Annotated in this window: 14 protein-coding genes; 1 reads left to right on the top strand and 13 read right to left on the bottom strand. The window is 25.4% G+C overall.

The features are described from left to right. Nucleotides 1-88: 88 nt before the first annotated feature. The 12 genes from EGD97_RS01015 to mraZ form a co-directional block, all read right to left on the bottom strand. Nucleotides 89-826, bottom strand: a complete 738-nt coding sequence (locus EGD97_RS01015) for a DUF881 domain-containing protein (protein WP_078681720.1) — start codon at nt 824-826, stop codon at nt 89-91. Continuing rightward, nucleotides 823-1,176, bottom strand: coding sequence for a small basic family protein (locus EGD97_RS01010; protein WP_078681721.1), 354 nt, complete (start codon nt 1,174-1,176; stop codon nt 823-825). The genes EGD97_RS01015 and EGD97_RS01010 overlap by 4 nt, the downstream gene beginning before the upstream one ends. 14 nt (nt 1,177-1,190) lie before the next feature. Then, nucleotides 1,191-1,904 carry a DUF881 domain-containing protein gene (locus EGD97_RS01005; RefSeq protein ID WP_078681722.1) on the bottom strand — a complete coding sequence of 238 codons (714 nt, stop codon included), beginning with the start codon at nt 1,902-1,904 and terminating at the stop codon, nt 1,191-1,193. A 71-nt stretch (nt 1,905-1,975) separates the two neighbouring features. Continuing rightward, nucleotides 1,976-2,746: a cell division protein FtsQ/DivIB gene (locus EGD97_RS01000; RefSeq protein ID WP_127836368.1), complete on the bottom strand. Its 771-nt coding sequence runs from the start codon at nt 2,744-2,746 to the stop codon at nt 1,976-1,978. Between the two features lie 173 nt (nt 2,747-2,919). After that, nucleotides 2,920-4,026 carry a stage V sporulation protein E gene (gene spoVE, locus EGD97_RS00995; RefSeq protein WP_078681724.1) on the bottom strand — a complete coding sequence of 369 codons (1,107 nt, stop codon included), beginning with the start codon at nt 4,024-4,026 and terminating at the stop codon, nt 2,920-2,922. A gap of 49 nt (nt 4,027-4,075) precedes the next feature. Beyond that, complete coding sequence (mraY, locus tag EGD97_RS00990; protein WP_127836367.1) at nt 4,076-5,041, bottom strand: phospho-N-acetylmuramoyl-pentapeptide-transferase; 966 nt, start codon at nt 5,039-5,041, stop codon at nt 4,076-4,078. Between the two features lie 15 nt (nt 5,042-5,056). After that, nucleotides 5,057-6,442, bottom strand: a complete 1,386-nt coding sequence (locus EGD97_RS00985) for a UDP-N-acetylmuramoyl-tripeptide--D-alanyl-D-alanine ligase (protein WP_127836366.1) — start codon at nt 6,440-6,442, stop codon at nt 5,057-5,059. Further along, the gene (locus EGD97_RS00980) at nt 6,443-7,894 is read right to left on the bottom strand and encodes a UDP-N-acetylmuramoyl-L-alanyl-D-glutamate--2,6-diaminopimelate ligase (protein ID WP_078681727.1); all 1,452 of its coding nucleotides are present in this window, start codon (nt 7,892-7,894) and stop codon (nt 6,443-6,445) included. A gap of 143 nt (nt 7,895-8,037) precedes the next feature. Then, nucleotides 8,038-10,221 carry a stage V sporulation protein D gene (locus tag EGD97_RS00975; protein WP_078681728.1) on the bottom strand — a complete coding sequence of 728 codons (2,184 nt, stop codon included), beginning with the start codon at nt 10,219-10,221 and terminating at the stop codon, nt 8,038-8,040. Between the two features lie 14 nt (nt 10,222-10,235). Then, entirely contained in the window at nt 10,236-10,736 is a 501-nt protein-coding gene (locus EGD97_RS00970) for a septum formation initiator family protein (protein WP_078681729.1), read from the bottom strand. Between the two features lie 28 nt (nt 10,737-10,764). Then, a complete protein-coding gene (gene rsmH / locus EGD97_RS00965) occupies nt 10,765-11,697 on the bottom strand; it encodes a 16S rRNA (cytosine(1402)-N(4))-methyltransferase RsmH (protein ID WP_127836365.1) in 933 nt (310 codons plus the stop codon). 22 nt (nt 11,698-11,719) lie between these two features. Beyond that, nucleotides 11,720-12,148, bottom strand: a complete 429-nt coding sequence (mraZ, locus tag EGD97_RS00960; RefSeq protein WP_078681730.1) for a division/cell wall cluster transcriptional repressor MraZ — start codon at nt 12,146-12,148, stop codon at nt 11,720-11,722. A gap of 454 nt (nt 12,149-12,602) precedes the next feature. Here mraZ and ychF point away from each other — a divergent pair, with 454 nt between their 5' ends. Then, on the top strand, nt 12,603-13,697 hold the full coding sequence (gene ychF, locus EGD97_RS00955) for a redox-regulated ATPase YchF (RefSeq protein WP_078681731.1): 1,095 nt from the start codon (nt 12,603-12,605) through the stop codon (nt 13,695-13,697). 105 nt (nt 13,698-13,802) lie between these two features. On the opposite strand, the gene EGD97_RS00950 is transcribed toward ychF, so the two are convergent. Then, nucleotides 13,803-16,100: an AAA family ATPase gene (locus EGD97_RS00950; RefSeq protein ID WP_078680997.1), complete on the bottom strand. Its 2,298-nt coding sequence runs from the start codon at nt 16,098-16,100 to the stop codon at nt 13,803-13,805. Nucleotides 16,101-16,377 lie beyond the last annotated feature (277 nt).

Raw genomic sequence — 16,377 nt, 5'->3', positions numbered from 1 at the left:
ATTATCGTCTCCTTTAAATTCTTGTGTCAAATACTATTATTCTTCATAAAAATCAAAAATCCTTCAATTTTATTATAATAATTTAAGCTTAATTTTTATTATTATCAGCTAAAGTTAGAAATTTTTTCTTTATAGAATGATTATAAGCTTGAATTTTTAAATTACTTAACTGTTCAATTTCAACATTTATTCCTCTATTTTTCAGAATTAAGTTGATATAATTTTCATCTGCAAGCATATAATTTTTTAGAACTTCTTTATCCCCAATAGCATCTATATAAAATGGTGCTGCAATTTTCACTCCATTTACCCTTAATAATGGTCCATCACAATACACCTCTGTAGTGTCAATAACTCTTTGACCATTTATAGCTATGGCTTCAGCCCCAGCATTTTTTAAATCATTTATAACATAAATAATATCATAATTGTGAATTATTTTTTCTAAAAAATTTTCATCTATTTCATTATCAAAATTATTACTACCATCTGTAAGCTTAATTGTTATTCCTTGCCCCTCAACATCAACCTTGCCTATAATCATTTTATTATTATTAAGTTCATCATATAATTCTTGAAATATTATTTGCTTATTTTCAGGTTCATATTCATATTTATTGAGCTTCATTTCCATTTGCTCATACTCTTCCTGCATTTTAATTATATCATTACGTAATTTATTTCTTTCATTATAAGCATCTTGGTATTGTTTAGTATTTAAAAAAACTCTATTATAAGTATTATTAAAATTTATATTTAAAGATATTAATATTCCAATTATAATGCAAGCTATAAAAACAAATAATGATGCCTCATTATTTTTCATTTAATCACCTCATCGTGAGATTTGGCTTTTTCAAGTATGAGTCTTCTTATTATTGCAAAATTATCAAATATTCTTCCTCCAAAAACTATAACAGCAGCTAAATATATTGGTACACTGAGCTTATCTCCTAAATAAGCTAAAACTGCAGCTAAAACTGAATTACCAAAAAAACCAGAAATAAATATATCTGATCTAAAATTTTTTGAAAGACTTGCTCTTATAGCTCCAAACACTGAATCTAAACAAGCCAATATTGCTACGGACATATATGGTGAAAATTTATCTGGTATACTTATATTCCCAAATAATCCTATTACAATTCCAATTAACAAACCAATTATAGCTATCATATAAAATCACCTCATTACTTTTCTATAGGTTTTGCATATTCAAATTTATAGTTACCATTATATCTTTTTATTAGTATGTCATCATATCTGTTATAAGATATATTACTAATAGGTTCAAAATCTATAAGTGTTCCATAGAATGCCAAAGCACTATATAAATTATCTTTGTTTCCTATTGCTTTAATAGTAATTCTTTCGAAAGGTGATATTTTAATATCGTTTATAAGTATATTATTACCAGAAGTTCTTATTCCTGTTCTTGGAGTAATTCTTGAATCATTTATAGATACAGCTTCTGCACCAGCAGATACAAGTTCGTTAACTAAATAAACCAAATGTTTGTCTGTTATATGATCACCTGGTATAGAATTTCCTAAAATTTTTGTTTTAGGATCTATATACACTATTATTCCAGGTCCTTTAACATCTTTAGCTCCAGTCAACAATCTAGTATTTTCAAGTTCTTCAAGCAAGTTTTTAGTTTCATCACTCCTATTTGCTGCAGCTTCTTCATATTGCTTTAATTTGTTTTGTAAATCATTAATATTATTTTGGAGTATTTCCTTTTGTTTTTTATACTGCTCTAGTTCTATAGTGATATCCGTAGTTGTTTGAGATATTTTGTTAATATTTTCACGATTGTTCCATATTCTAAATTGGTATGCAAGCATAAATCCCAATATACAGCATACTATTGATACAGTAATTTGCGAACTATATTTTTTCATACGATATTCCCCCTTGGAGCATTAATCACATAGTAAAACTATTAATTTTTATTTTATAATAATAAAAAATATCATTTTTCTACAAAGACAGAAGGATTGCTTTCAAATCTTACATCTACGTATCCTTTTAAATTAATTAAATTATTATCATTTATAATATTAAAAGCTAAATTAAGCTTACTTTTAACATCATTATTACTACCTAATTTAATACTCATATTATTACTATATACTTTAATGTCTAATATATCACTTATATCAACAGCTGTTATTTTTATATTGCTTTTATTAGTCATAATAAGATCTGTAATTAAAGATATAAATTCAATTTTTCTATTATCATCGCAAGGGATTGCTTCACCAATTTTAGCCCCTTCAGCTTCAAATCCAAGAAGTTTTGTAAGATTCATATTGCTAATATCATCTTTTTCTTCAAGTACTATCCCTTTATTATCTATAATTAAATATCTTGATTCAGATTTTATATAAAAAACTGCCTCTCTTTCTTCTACGGCTATGTAAATGGTATTTGGAAGTTTTCTTTTTACATTAGCTTTTAATATATAAGGGTTTTTTAAAATATTACCTTCTATTTTTTTTAAATCCATATAGAAAATATTTGAACCTTTGCTAACTTTAGCTATATCTAAAATTTCATTTGTATTAATTATTTTATTATTTGAAACTACTATATTGGATACATCGAAATAAGGAATTTTTAAACATAATACAATAATTATAGAAATAAGCAAAATAAAAAAGATAATATTTCTTTTTATTGCTTTTTTTCTTCTTCTTTTAATTATTAATTCATTATTAGTATTTTTTAAAATTACGCTCAATACAATTCACACCTTAATATTTTATATAAAAATTACACATATATATAATATCATTTATTTCCTTTAAATTCATTACATTTTACTTAATTTTTTATTAAATAAAATAATTTGAATTTAAAGTTTTATATAAATAAGTTTTATATAAAAAAACACTGAATTTAATCAGTGTTTTTTTACTTATTACATTGTCTTGAAATATTAAGAAGTATGCCCATTGCCATTAGATTAAATAAAAGAGCAGACCCTCCATAACTAATAAAAGGAAGCGGAACTCCTGTAACTGGCATAGAACCTGTAACAACAGCTATATTAATAATTGCTTGAACTGCTATTACAGAAGTAATTCCAACAGCTAGTAAAGTACCGTATGTATCTTTAGCTCTTATTGCTATTACTACCCCTCTCCATATTAAAATTAAAAATAAAATTATAATTATCGTGCATCCAACTAAGCCTAGTTCTTCTCCTATTATAGAAAAAATAAAGTCTGTATGAGGCTCTGGTATATAATAAGCTTTTTGTCTTGATTTACCTAATGTTACACCGGTTATTCCACCTGAACCTAAAGCAAGAAGCGATTGAATAAGTTGATAACCTGTACCTTTAGGATCTTTCCAAGGATCTAAAAAATTTAAAACTCTGGCTCTTCTAAAATCTTCCATAAGAATTCCTACTACTCCTAAAGTACCAACACTCCCTATTAATCCAAAAAAATGTATCCATTTTACACCAGCAACAAAAAGTATTATAAGAGTAACTAACATAATAACAGTAGCAATACTTAAATTAGGTTCTAAAAGAATTATAATTGCATAAATCCCAGAAACTATAAGATATGGAAGTATCCCATAAACAAAGCTTCTAACTTTTTCTCCTTTTACCTCCAAGCTTTTAGCCATATATAAAACTATGACATATTTTGCTATTTCTGAAGGCTGAAGATTAAGCACTGGAAGAGGTATCCATCTTCTAGCTCCATTTATCGGCGGGAAAATATATACAAGTCCTAATAATACAAATGTAATAATCATAATTAATAAAGTGTATTTTTTTAATTTATGATAGTCATATTTTATCATAATAAACATAGCACAAGCACCTATAATTGCTGAAATACTTTGTCTTTTTAAATAAAACATACTATCTTTTATTTTAGGATCAAAGAATGCACTATAAGAACTAGCACTAAATACCATTACTATTCCAATAGCTACAAGTAAAGAAATTGATGTAAATAATATAAAATCAATAGAGTCCATTTTTGCATTAGATTTTTTCATATTGGACATATCCTCCTTATATTAGGATACACAAGACAATTTTTAAATATTATTTTATTGCTGGCAAAGATAAAAATGCAATAAGGCATAATATAACAGTTATTATTGAAAATACAGAAACTATTTTAGTCTCATGCCATCCTGAAAGTTCAAAGTGATGATGAAGTGGGCTCATTTTAAATATTCTTTTACCAGTAAGTTTAAAAGAAGCTACTTGAAGTATTACTGAAAAAGTTTCTATTACATAAATCCCACCTACTATTATAACCAATAATGGTAATTTTAATATCATAGCTACTGTAGCAATTGCTCCTCCTAAAGCTAAAGAGCCTGTGTCTCCCATAAAAATTTGAGCTGGGAATGCATTGTACCTTAAAAATCCAAGTAAAGATCCAGCTACAACTCCACAAAAAATTGAAAGTGTATAATGTCCTAACCCAAAACTTAAAAGTGCAAAAAAAGTCATAACAAGTAAAGTTACAGATGTAGCTAAACCATCTAATCCATCTGTTAAATTAACTGCATTAGTAGTAGCTGCATAATATAAAATTATAAAAGGTATATAACCTTTCCCTAAATCTATACTCTTTTGGAAAAATGGTATTATAATTACTGTTCCATCTATAAAATTTTTAGAAGCATAATATCCAAATATGACTGAAACTATTATAAGTAAAATCATTTTTTGACCTGATTTAAGTCCTAAATTTTTCTTATGTATTATTTTTAGTATATCATCAATAGCACCAATAATTCCAAAAGCTATAAAAGCATAAAGTGCAACCATAGCCTCATCACTAGGTTTCCTTACCAATATTGCCATAGTTATGAATGAAGAAAATATAAATATTAATCCTCCCATTGTAGGAGTTCCTGCTTTTTTTCTATGACTCTTAGGACCTTCTTCTCTTATATTCTGTCCAAATTTGAGTCTATGCAGAATAGGTATAAAAATTGGCCCTAATATTAATGATATAAAAAAAGCAATTAAAACAGAATAAACAAGTTTATACATTTCACTATCCCCTCTTTAGCAATTAATCATCTTAAGTTTATTAACTATAGTTTCAAATTTCATTGTTCTAGAAGCTTTAATAAGTATTACATCTTTATAATTTATAATACTTTTAATATAATTAAAAGCTTCTTCACTATTAGAGCATGCTTTAAATTTATTAATATCATTAAATCCTTCTTCAAAAGCCTTTTGATATTCTCCTATTGTAATTAATAAATCTATATTTTTTAGTTTTGCATATTTTCCTACTTCTTTATGAAATTCAAATGATTTATCTCCTAATTCTTTCATAGTACCAAGTACAGCAATTTTTTTATTTCCTTTTAAATTTGAAAGAACATCTAATGCAGCTTTCATAGAATCAGGACTAGCATTGTAAGAATCATCTATTATTGTAAATTTATTTCCTTTTATTATATCAAGCCTCATAGAAGTAACTTCAAGATTTTTAAATCCTTCAATAATGTCTTCAAAACTTAAATTAAGTTTTCTAGCACAAGCTATAGCTAACATAGAATTTAAAATATTATGTTTCCCAGGTATACATATATTAAATATATTATTAATTAAATTTTTATTTTCTTCTACTTTAAATTCTATGCTTTCTTCACCAATTATAGTATCACATGCTCTAAAATAACAATCATAATTTTCTATACCAACTTTAAGTAAATTATACCTATTAGATTTTAATTTATTTAATAAATCATCATCTCCATTTACTATTAATGTATTATTCTTAGTAAAAAAATCAGTTATTTCTAGCTTAGCTTTTAAAATATTTTCCCTAGTTTTTAAATATTCAATATGAGATACTCCAATATTAGTAATAATACCTATATCTGGTCTTGCTACATCGGCTAATTTATGAATTTCCCCAAAATTACTCATTCCCATTTCTAAAACAGCTATGTCATAAGTATTATCAATATTAAAAATCATTAAAGGCAACCCTATTTCATTATTAAAATTTCCTTTTGTTTTAAAAACATTATATCTTTTACTTAAAGCTGCTGCTACTAAATCCTTAGTAGATGTCTTACCTGTAGAACCAGTTATTCCAATTATTTTTACTTTTAATTTATTTCTATAATATTTAGCTAAATTAAGCAAAGCCTCTTTAGTATTATTAACTTTTATTATAAAAGTATCTTTGTTAAAATCTGAAATGTTATTAAATGCAATTTCGTCAATTATACATATTTTAGCCCCTTTAATGCTTGCTTCTAACGCATAATTATTTCCATTAAAATTAAATCCTTTTAAAGCTATGAAAATGCTGTCTTTAGATATTGTTCTTGTATCAGTACTAATAGATTTATATATTGTTTCTTGCCCTTCTTTAATCAATTCTCCATTTACAGCTTCAATTATTTCTTTAAAAGTTAGAGTTTCCATTTAAAACAGCTCCTTTATTATATCTGCAATGATTTCTTTTTCATCAAAATGTATAGTTGTATCTTTTAATTCTTGATAATTTTCATGTCCTTTACCAGCAATAATAACAACATCATCTTTTTTAGCTATTTTAATTGCATTTTCTATAGCTTCTCTTCTATTTTCAATAACTACATAATTTTCACTTTCCATTCCTTTTAATATATCTTCTATTATAGCATTTGGATTTTCACTTCTAGGATTATCAGAAGTTACTATTGTAATATCACTTAAATTTCCAGCAATTTTACCCATTAATGGTCTTTTTGTTTTATCTCTATCTCCACCACAACCAAATACTGTAATAATTCTTCCTTTAGTAAACTCTCTTGCAGTCTTTAATATATTTTCTAATCCATCAGGAGTATGTGCATAATCTATAATAATATCAAATTCAAGATTATATCCTTTAGTAACTATTTCGCATCTTCCAGGTACAAAAACATTTTTTAATCCTTCTTTTATTTTTTCAATTGATATTCCTTCATTTAAACAAACAGATGCACTGCCTAATGCATTATACACATTGTATTTACCAGGTATATTAAGTTCTATAGGAATATTTTTATCTTTATAGCACATATCAAACTCTATTCCTTTTGAATTTATATGAATATTTTGGGCTTTAATATCAGTAAAACTTTCAATTCCATATGTAACTTTACTTGTATTTATATCATTATATATTTTTTTACCATATTCATCATCCATATTAATAATAGATGTTTTACTATTTTTAAAAAGTAAAAGCTTTGCATTATAATAATTTTCAAAAGTTTTATGAAAATCAAGATGATCTCTAGTTAAATTAGTAAACATGCCTTCTGCAAATTCTAATCCATATACTCTGTTTAATTCTAAAGAATGAGAAGAAACCTCCATAACACAATGTGTTACCCCTTCATCTGCCATTTCCTTAAATAATTTATGAAGTTCTAAAGATTCTGGTGTTGTTCTATTAGACTGTATTTTTTTATTCCCTATATAATTTGCAATTGTACCTATTAATCCAACTTTAAAACCAGCTTGTTCTAATATACTTTTTATCATATATGTAGATGTTGTTTTACCGTTTGTTCCTGTAACTCCTATTAATTTTAGTTTTTTCCACGAATCTCCATAAAAATTTGATGCCGCAATAGCTAATGCTTTCCTAGAATCTAAAACTTTAATAATAGTAACAGAAGTATTACTAAGTTTTTTTAAGTCTTTCTCACAAATTATAACTGAAGCACCATTTAAAATTGCATTATTGACAAAATCATGTCCATCTACTTTAAACCCAGATATGCAAAAAAATATATCATTATTTTTAACTTTTCTGGAATCATATTCAATTTTGTTAATTTCAATATCTAAATTACCGTAAATAACATCATAACTTATACCTTTTAAAACTTCACGTAAATTCACACTAACACTCTCCTAATTATATTTATTTTAACTAAGTAAATACATAATATTGGCATGCAATATTATAATTACTCACTAAATTTTAAGTTCAAAATTTTTTAAGTGAATATAATAATATATGCATGCCAAAATCTTATGTATATTTAATCTGGTAAAATATTTAATTCTAACAATAAAGTAGTACCTTTTTCTATATTTTCACCTTCACTTATACTTTGGTTTGTAACTAAACCTTCTCCGGTAAATTTTGCTTTAATACCTAATTTATTAAGTATTTCAGTAGCTTTTTCTTTATTATAACCAATAAGATTAGGCATAGTTACTACTTTATTATAGTTTGAGGATGTTCCTGTGTAAAGCACAATTTTCTTACCTTCTTTAACACTATATCCAGGTTTAGGATTCATATCTATAATATAATCACCTTTATCATCTATATCATAATCAAGATTAAGTTCTTTTAAAATTTTTATACCATCACTTTTTTTCATTCCTCTAATTTCAGGAATAATAATATCTTTAAGCATACTTTGAGATATTTCTTCTTTTGATGCATCTGCTTCTATTGCAAGATAATTAAAAATATCATTAAAAACTTGTTTTGCAACTGGAGCTGCTATTTGCCCTGCATAATAATTTGAAGGATCCGGCTCATCAATAGACACAAACAAAGTTATTCTAGGTTTGTTTGCGGGAGCCATCCCCGCAAAAGATGCTATATACTTTCCAGCTCCATATGTTTTAGTTTCACTGTTTACCTTCTGAGCTGTCCCAGTCTTGCCTGCTATATAATATCCTGGAATAAATGCATTTTTCCCTCCTCCTTCAGATACAACTTTTTCTAAATATCCTCTTAAAGTATTGGTAACATCTTCTTTTAATATACTTCTTTCATTATAATTTTTAAATTTTTCGTCAATTATTTTTTTATCATTTTCATAATGTACTACTTCTTTCATAATATGAGGAGTTATAAGCTTCCCTCCATTTGCAATTGCATTAAGTGCAGTTATATATTGAACAGATGTTACTGTATTACTTTGCCCAAAAGAAATAGTTGCTAAATCAACATCGGTTATATTGGAAGTTTTCCTTATAATACCTTTAGCTTCTCCTGGAAGATCAATGCCAGTTTTTTGCCCGAAACCAAATAAATTTATGTATTTATTTAAATTTTCTTTACCTAATCTTTTCCCAAGTTCCATAAACCCTACATTACAAGAATTTTTTAATATATCAACAAAATTTTGATCTCCATGCCCTGTTCTTTTCCAACAGTGAATTGTTCTATTTAACACTTTAGCACTACCATTGCAAACAAAATGGTCATCTTCTTTTACTAAATTTTCTGCCATAGCTCCATAAGCAGTTATTACTTTAAATATTGAACCTGGTTCAAATGTATCACTAACCGCCCTATTCCTCCACATTTTTTGAAGTTCATCTTGAGTTTTACCTTTTACCCAAGGATCATTAAGATTAAAATCTGGTTTATTTGTCATTGCAAGTATTTCTCCATTATTAGGATCCATAGCTATAATTGTAACAGCTTTAGCTTTATTATCAATTAATGCCTGTTCTGCTGCTTTTTCGCAAAAATACTGTATCGTTTGATCTATGGTTAAAACTAAATCTTTACCATCTACAGGCTTTGTAAATTCAGATATAATATATGGCTGTCCTTTACTTTTATTATCTGTTTCTGATATTATTCTTCCTGGTATACCAGCCAATACATCATTATAAGTTAATTCAATTCCTGTAAGTCCTACACCATCACTTCTTACAAAGCCTAATACATGAGATAAAAAATTCCCATATGGATAATATCTTTTTGTATCTGCTGAAACTTGTACTCCTCTAATATTTAAGTTTTGCACTTTATCAGCTTCTTCTTTTTCAATTCGTCTTGCTAAATTAGCTGATGCCATAGGCAGTCCACCTGGAAGTGTTTTATATAAAATTTTTAATACATCTTCATTATTTTTGTTCAAAGCATCAGCAAGTTTTGGAGCAATTTCTTCTCTTGTAAGTCCACTTTCATCCAAATATTGTCTTAAAGTATTCATATCTAAATCTACTCTATAAACATTAGCACTTACAGCAAGCTCTTTTCCGTTTCTGTCAAGAATTTTTCCCCTTTTGGCGTCAATTTTAACGTCACTCGTCCATTGTTCTTTAGCTAGTTTTGTCAGATGTTCCGATTGAACTATCATTATATAGGACAATCTAATAAATAACAAAAAAAATAAAAGAAAAAGTATGCCAAGTGAAATTAGCATCCTTTTTTTTATGATAACCTTGTCCCTATATTTTTCTCTAGCCAATTTATATACCCCCACTAAAACAACATATTCTTTATCTTTATAATTAAATCCTCATTTTTATTTTTTACATTTTCTTTAGTATCTTTTGCAAAATAATCTTTTGTGTTTTCTACATACATTATATTATTTTTATCGGGAGTAACCATATTAAGCTTTGTTTTAGCTATTTCTTCTACTTTTTCCATATCGCTTGCTTTTATTAGCTGAACTTTTAAACTTTCATTTTCCATATTTAAGTTATGTATTTGATATTTTACATCTAAAAGATTCTTTTGTAACTTATATACAGTAGAATAACGGCATATTAGTATAACTCCTATTATAAAAGTAGCAAATATGTATTTAATTATCTTAGCTTTCTTTTCAGCTCTTTTTTCTATTGAAGCCTTACGTCTTTTATCATTTTCTCTTTTTTGTTTTTCATATTCCTCTTCTTTTGAAGGATAATAAGATTTTCTTTTAGGATTTAATGCCGTGTTACCATTAATTAAATTTTTATCATCCATTATTATCATTTTATTCACCCCATATTAAAATTAGAACTTAAATTTTTTCTGCAACTCTTAATTTAGCGCTTCTGCTTCTAGGATTATTTAAAATTTCTTCTTCTGAAGGCTCAATTGGTTTCCTTGTAATTATCTTTAATTTAGGAGATTTCCCACATACACATATAGGAAAATTTTTAGGACAAATACAAGGATTTTCTAACTCTTTATATTTATTTTTTACAATTCTATCTTCTAATGAATGAAAAGTTATAATTGAAATTCTTCCACCAACTTTTAATCTTTCTACAGAATCTTCTATAGCTTTCCCTAAAATTTCAAGTTCTTTATTAACCTCAATTCTTATTGCTTGAAATGTTCTTTTAGCTGGATGTGGGCCTTCTCTTCTAGCTTTAGCTGGAATAGCATTTTTTATAATATCTACTAATTCAAATGTAGTGTTTATATCTTTTTCTTTTCTCTTTTCAACAATAAATTTTGCTATTCTTTTTGCAAATTTCTCTTCACCATAATCTTTTATAAGTTTATAAAGCTTTTCTTCACTGTAACTATTTACAACATCAAAAGCAGAAAGTTCAGATTCTCTATTCATTCTCATATCTAAAAAAGAATCTTTCATATAACTAAATCCTCTTTCAGCTTCATCCAATTGATAAGAAGATACCCCTAAATCCATCAATATTCCATCTACTTTATCTATATTAAGTTCGTTTAATATAGAATTAATATTTAAAAAATTATCATGTACAAAAACAACATTATCATAATTAGAAAGTCTTTTTTGTGCAGCTTTCAATGCATCTTGATCTTGATCTATTCCAATCAGTTTACCACTTTTACTAAGCTTTTTTAAAATTTTTTCAGAATGTCCTGCACCTCCTAATGTACAGTCTACATAAACACCATCTTCTTTTATATTTAATTCATTTATAGTTTCATTAAGAAGTACTGATACATGTTTAAAGTTCATATTTAATTCTCCTTTTAATATGTTAAATAAAAAGCTCATTCATTTTTTCTGCTATTTCATCATAATTTATATTTTGGTTATTATATTCTTCCCATTTTTCTTTGCTCCAAATTTCAATTCTAGTAGAAACACCTATACTTACTATTTCCTTTTTTATCCCTGCATATTCTAAAAGATTTTGAGGTATTAAAGCTCTCCCTTGCTTATCAACATCTATTTCATTCGCTCCTGAAAAGAAAAACCGTACAAACGCTCTTGCCTCTTTATTAGTAAGTGGAAGTTTTTTTAATTTATCCTCTAATATTTTCCATTCATCTAAGGTATAAACATAAAGACATCCATCAAGACCTTTAGTAAGTACAAACCTCTCACCAAGAAATTCTCTAAATTTAGAGGGAATAATCATTCTATTTTTATTATCAATGGCATGTTGATATTCCCCAATAAACATTTCTCCACCTCAAAATAATTTTACTCCACTTTATACCACTTTGCACCACTATATGTATTTATTCTATGTAAAATATAAAAATCCTCCTAAAATATATATTTTAAATATAATAAATATAAAAAAGATTCTAATATTTAAAATATTAGAAAACTAAATTAATTAGTTTATAACATTTTTATTAAGTTTTAAATTGCAAATTGCAGTTTAAATATCATTATTCTTGAAATACTTGTTAGCCTAATGTATAATTTATTAAGAATTAAATTCATTTTACATAATTTCGGATAGGAGTTTAAAATTATTTATTTTTTATTAGCCTTAAATAATAAACTTATTAAACCACAATAAGCTGTAAACTTAATTTATATTTATGTTAAAATTTGTAGTATTTAAAATTTATATAAACCAAAATATAAATTATCTATAAATAAAGTTAAGAAAGGAATGTAAATAGATGAAACTTGGAATAGTAGGTTTACCTAATGTTGGAAAAAGTACTCTTTTTAATGCAATAACAAAAGCTGGTGCAGAATCTGCAAATTATCCTTTTTGTACTATAGAACCCAACGTAGGTGTGGTAAACGTGCCAGATAAAAGACTTGATGTTTTAGAAAAAATGTATAATTCAAGAAAAAAAGTTTATGCAACAATAGAATTTTATGATATTGCAGGACTTGTAAAAGGAGCAAGTAAAGGGGAAGGTTTAGGAAATAAATTCTTATCTCATATAAGAGAAGTTGCTGCTATAGTACATGTAGTAAGATGTTTTAATGATCCTAATGTAGTTCATGTAGATGGATTTGTTGATCCAATTAGAGATATTGAAACAATAAATTTGGAATTAATTCTTTCTGATTTAGAAGTTTTAGAGAGAAGAATTGAAAAGACTGTTAAACTTGCTCGTTCTGGAGATAAAAAAGCTAAAGAAGAATTGGAATTAATGGAAAAAATAAAAGCACATTTAGAATCTGGGAAACCTGTTAGGACTTTAGATTGTTCTGAAGAAGAAAGTGAAATTATAAAAGGTTTATTTCTTTTAACATCTAAACCTGTATTATATGCTGCTAATATTTCTGAAGAAGATTTAACTTCAGGTGAGGATAATAATTTTGTTAAACTTGTAAAAGATTTTGCTTTTAATGAAAATTCTGAAGTAATTACTATATGTGCTAAATTGGAAGAAGAATTATCTTCTCTTGAAGAAGATGAAAAACTTGAATTATTAAAAGAATATGGGCTTTCAGATACAGGACTTAATAAATTAATACAATCAAGTTATAAGCTTTTAGGGCTTATAAGTTTTCTAACCGCAGGAATACAAGAAGTTAGAGCGTGGACTATAAAAAATGGTACTAAAGCACCTCAAGCAGCTGGTAAAATTCATTCTGATATTGAAAGAGGTTTTATTCGAGCAGAAATAATATCTTATGATAAGTTAGTTGAATGTGGTTCAGAAGCAGCAGCTAAAGAAAAAGGATATTATAGATTGGAAGGAAAAGATTATATAATGCAAGATGGAGATGTAGTTAATTTTAGATTTAATGTATAAATAAAAATAATAAATACCAACTAAGTTATACAAAAGAGAGGGAGCGTAGTTAAAGAGTAATTAAATTTAATTTTATACAAAACTAATTACGATCCCTCAATTTGCTTATTTTTTATTAGATGATAAAAATTTTTTTATTTCTTTTAAAATACTGTTAAAAACTTCATTTATAGAAATTTTTTCATTACACATTAATACTTCTATGCCTTCTTCTATATTTTTCATGGTATATATATGGAAATTACCTTTTTTAATCTCATCTTCAACTTCCTTATTCAAAACAATATCATTTTTATTACTATAAGGTATTAATACTCCTTTACCAATAGTATTGTCTAATGTTTTACATATATTAAAAAATCCTTCTATTTTTTCATTTACTCCACCTATGGCCTGAACTTCTCCAAATTGATTAACAGAGCCTGTTACCGCAATATTTTGTTTTAAAGGTATTTTACTTAAAGCAGAAATCATACATAATATTTCTGCAACAGATGCACTATCTCCATCTATTTTGCCATAAATTTGTTCAAAACTTAAATGGAAATCTACAGGTAATTTTGTATATGGATTTATAAATTTGTTTATATATCCTTTTAAAATATTTATTGATTTACTATGAATACTTCCGCTCATATTGCTTTCCTTTTGTACATCTATAATATTCCCTTCTCCTTTATAACAAGAACATGTTATTTTAATAGGTTTCCCAAATTTAAAATATCCTGCATCTATAACAGAAAGTCCATTTATTTGTCCAATAATCTCTCCATTTACATTTATAAGAATTTTACCTTCTTTATAATTATCTAAAATTTCTTTTTCTGCTTCACATTTAAAATATGCAGATTCTATAATATCTTCAGCATCAATGTATTCTTTATCCTCATTTTTAACTTTATTACTTGAGAAAATAAGTAATTTATTTATTTCATCATCATCAAAAAAGATTTTATTTTTATTTTCTGCTTTCCTAGATAAAAATTTTGCTATTTCTGTAATACCTTTTTCTGTTATAGGTTTTAAATTATTTTTATTACAGAAACTATATATATTACTAACTAAAAACTTTTTTGTATTTTCATTAATATCAACTATAGGATTACATTCACATCTAATTTTGAATATTTTTTTAAAATCTTCATCATAATTATATAAAAAATCATAGGTTTCATAATCCCCTATTAAAATTATTTTTTCTTCAATGTTTATTGGTTCAGGCTTTAAATTATTAAGAGATAGTAATTCTAAATATCCCCTATTATAATCTAAATTTACTTTACCAGATAAAAGCGTCTTTTTTAAATAATAATATGCTTGTGGATTAGAAAGCAAACTATTTGTTCTTATAATTAAGCATCCTTCATTAGCTTTTAATATAGAACCAGCATTAATCAAAGATATATCTGTTGTATATACATTATTTTTATTTTCATATTCTATACTCCCTAATAGATTATTTACGCTAGGGTCTTCTTCAAATATTACTTGAGGATTTTCATTCATACTATTATCTACTAAAACATTTATTTCATATTTATTTATTATTTCATTAATTTTTGTTTCATCTTCTTCATAATCTATTGAGTAATTATAAACAATATTATTTTCAATTTCAGTATATATAAATTCTAAAAATTTTAATGCATCCTTACATTCTGCAAATTCCTTATAATATGTTTCTCTACTTTCTTTTAAATTAGAATCAAAATGTTTTTTAAAAATTTTTTTTATTTTTTCTATTTCATCATCTTCAATTTTTTTTAATTCCTCTAATATTTCTTCTGCATCTTGTTTTAATTCATTAACTTTATTTAAAATTTCTTCTTTTTTTTCTTTACTTAAATTTTCATATTCTTTTTCTGTTATAGTTTTCCCATCTTTTAATGGTACAAACATAAATCCTTCTTGAGTAATTTTTGTTTCAAATTCATAATTAAGAGCTTTTTCTTCTAATTTATTTATTATTTCATTCCTTCTTTTTTGAATATTATCTATTAATGCTTCTTTTTCTTTATTTGCAGTGCTGTTATAAAAATTAAAAGTACTTTCATAAAAATCAATTTGTAAATTTTCTAAAGTTTTTTTTAATTTATTACCATTACCTTTTGGTAAAAATAAAACTTTTGGATTTTTAGGATCATCATATATTACATAACAAATATCATTTAATATATTCTTTTTTTTCAATATTTTACTTATAAAATTTTTTATATTTTCAATTTTATTTTTAGAAAAATCATCTATTATATAAATATTGTATCCATCTTCTTTAATTTCTAAAGAAGTACTTATGCTTTTATATATGTTGTCATATCCTGGAATATATTCGTTTTTTTCTTCTATAATGTCTTTATTAAAACTAAATTCATAAATTATATCTTTGGGCAAAAGTTCAGACATATTTTGTTCCTCCCTCAAAATATCTAGATACTAATGTATAAAATTTAAAATACATATTACTATATTAATATTCTAATATTTTAATTTTAGGAACATTTTTTAAAATTAAAATATGTTTTTTACATAACTTTCCTTATCTATTCTATTGTAATAATTCTTAAACAGTTTATATCATAAGTATACTGATATTGAAAATTTCAATTGGATATCTTAATAAAATCTTATTAAGCTTATTTATTTTTTATTACTTACTAATTTTTATATTATTATAACATTA

Source organism: Clostridium prolinivorans, from assembly GCF_004011155.1.
In the GTDB taxonomy this organism is placed as follows: Bacteria; Bacillota; Clostridia; order Clostridiales; family Clostridiaceae; genus Clostridium_AT; species Clostridium_AT prolinivorans.
This window is presented reverse-complemented; position numbering and strand designations above follow the sequence as displayed.

Excerpts from the sequence above, each read along its gene's own strand:
- EGD97_RS00970 (WP_078681729.1), bottom strand. The coding sequence starts at position 10,736 with ATGATAATAATGGATGATAAAAATTTAATTAATGGTAACACGGCATTA.
- EGD97_RS00950 (WP_078680997.1), bottom strand. The coding sequence starts at position 16,100 with ATGTCTGAACTTTTGCCCAAAGATATAATTTATGAATTTAGTTTTAAT.
- EGD97_RS01005 (WP_078681722.1), bottom strand. The coding sequence starts at position 1,904 with ATGAAAAAATATAGTTCGCAAATTACTGTATCAATAGTATGCTGTATA.
- EGD97_RS01015 (WP_078681720.1), bottom strand. The coding sequence starts at position 826 with ATGAAAAATAATGAGGCATCATTATTTGTTTTTATAGCTTGCATTATA.
- EGD97_RS01010 (WP_078681721.1), bottom strand. The coding sequence starts at position 1,176 with ATGATAGCTATAATTGGTTTGTTAATTGGAATTGTAATAGGATTATTT.
- EGD97_RS00985 (WP_127836366.1), bottom strand. The coding sequence starts at position 6,442 with ATGGAAACTCTAACTTTTAAAGAAATAATTGAAGCTGTAAATGGAGAA.
- spoVE (WP_078681724.1), bottom strand. The coding sequence starts at position 4,026 with ATGAAAAAATCTAATGCAAAAATGGACTCTATTGATTTTATATTATTT.
- ychF (WP_078681731.1), top strand. The coding sequence starts at position 12,603 with ATGAAACTTGGAATAGTAGGTTTACCTAATGTTGGAAAAAGTACTCTT.
- rsmH (WP_127836365.1), bottom strand. The coding sequence starts at position 11,697 with ATGAACTTTAAACATGTATCAGTACTTCTTAATGAAACTATAAATGAA.
- mraY (WP_127836367.1), bottom strand. The coding sequence starts at position 5,041 with ATGTATAAACTTGTTTATTCTGTTTTAATTGCTTTTTTTATATCATTA.
- mraZ (WP_078681730.1), bottom strand. The coding sequence starts at position 12,148 with ATGTTTATTGGGGAATATCAACATGCCATTGATAATAAAAATAGAATG.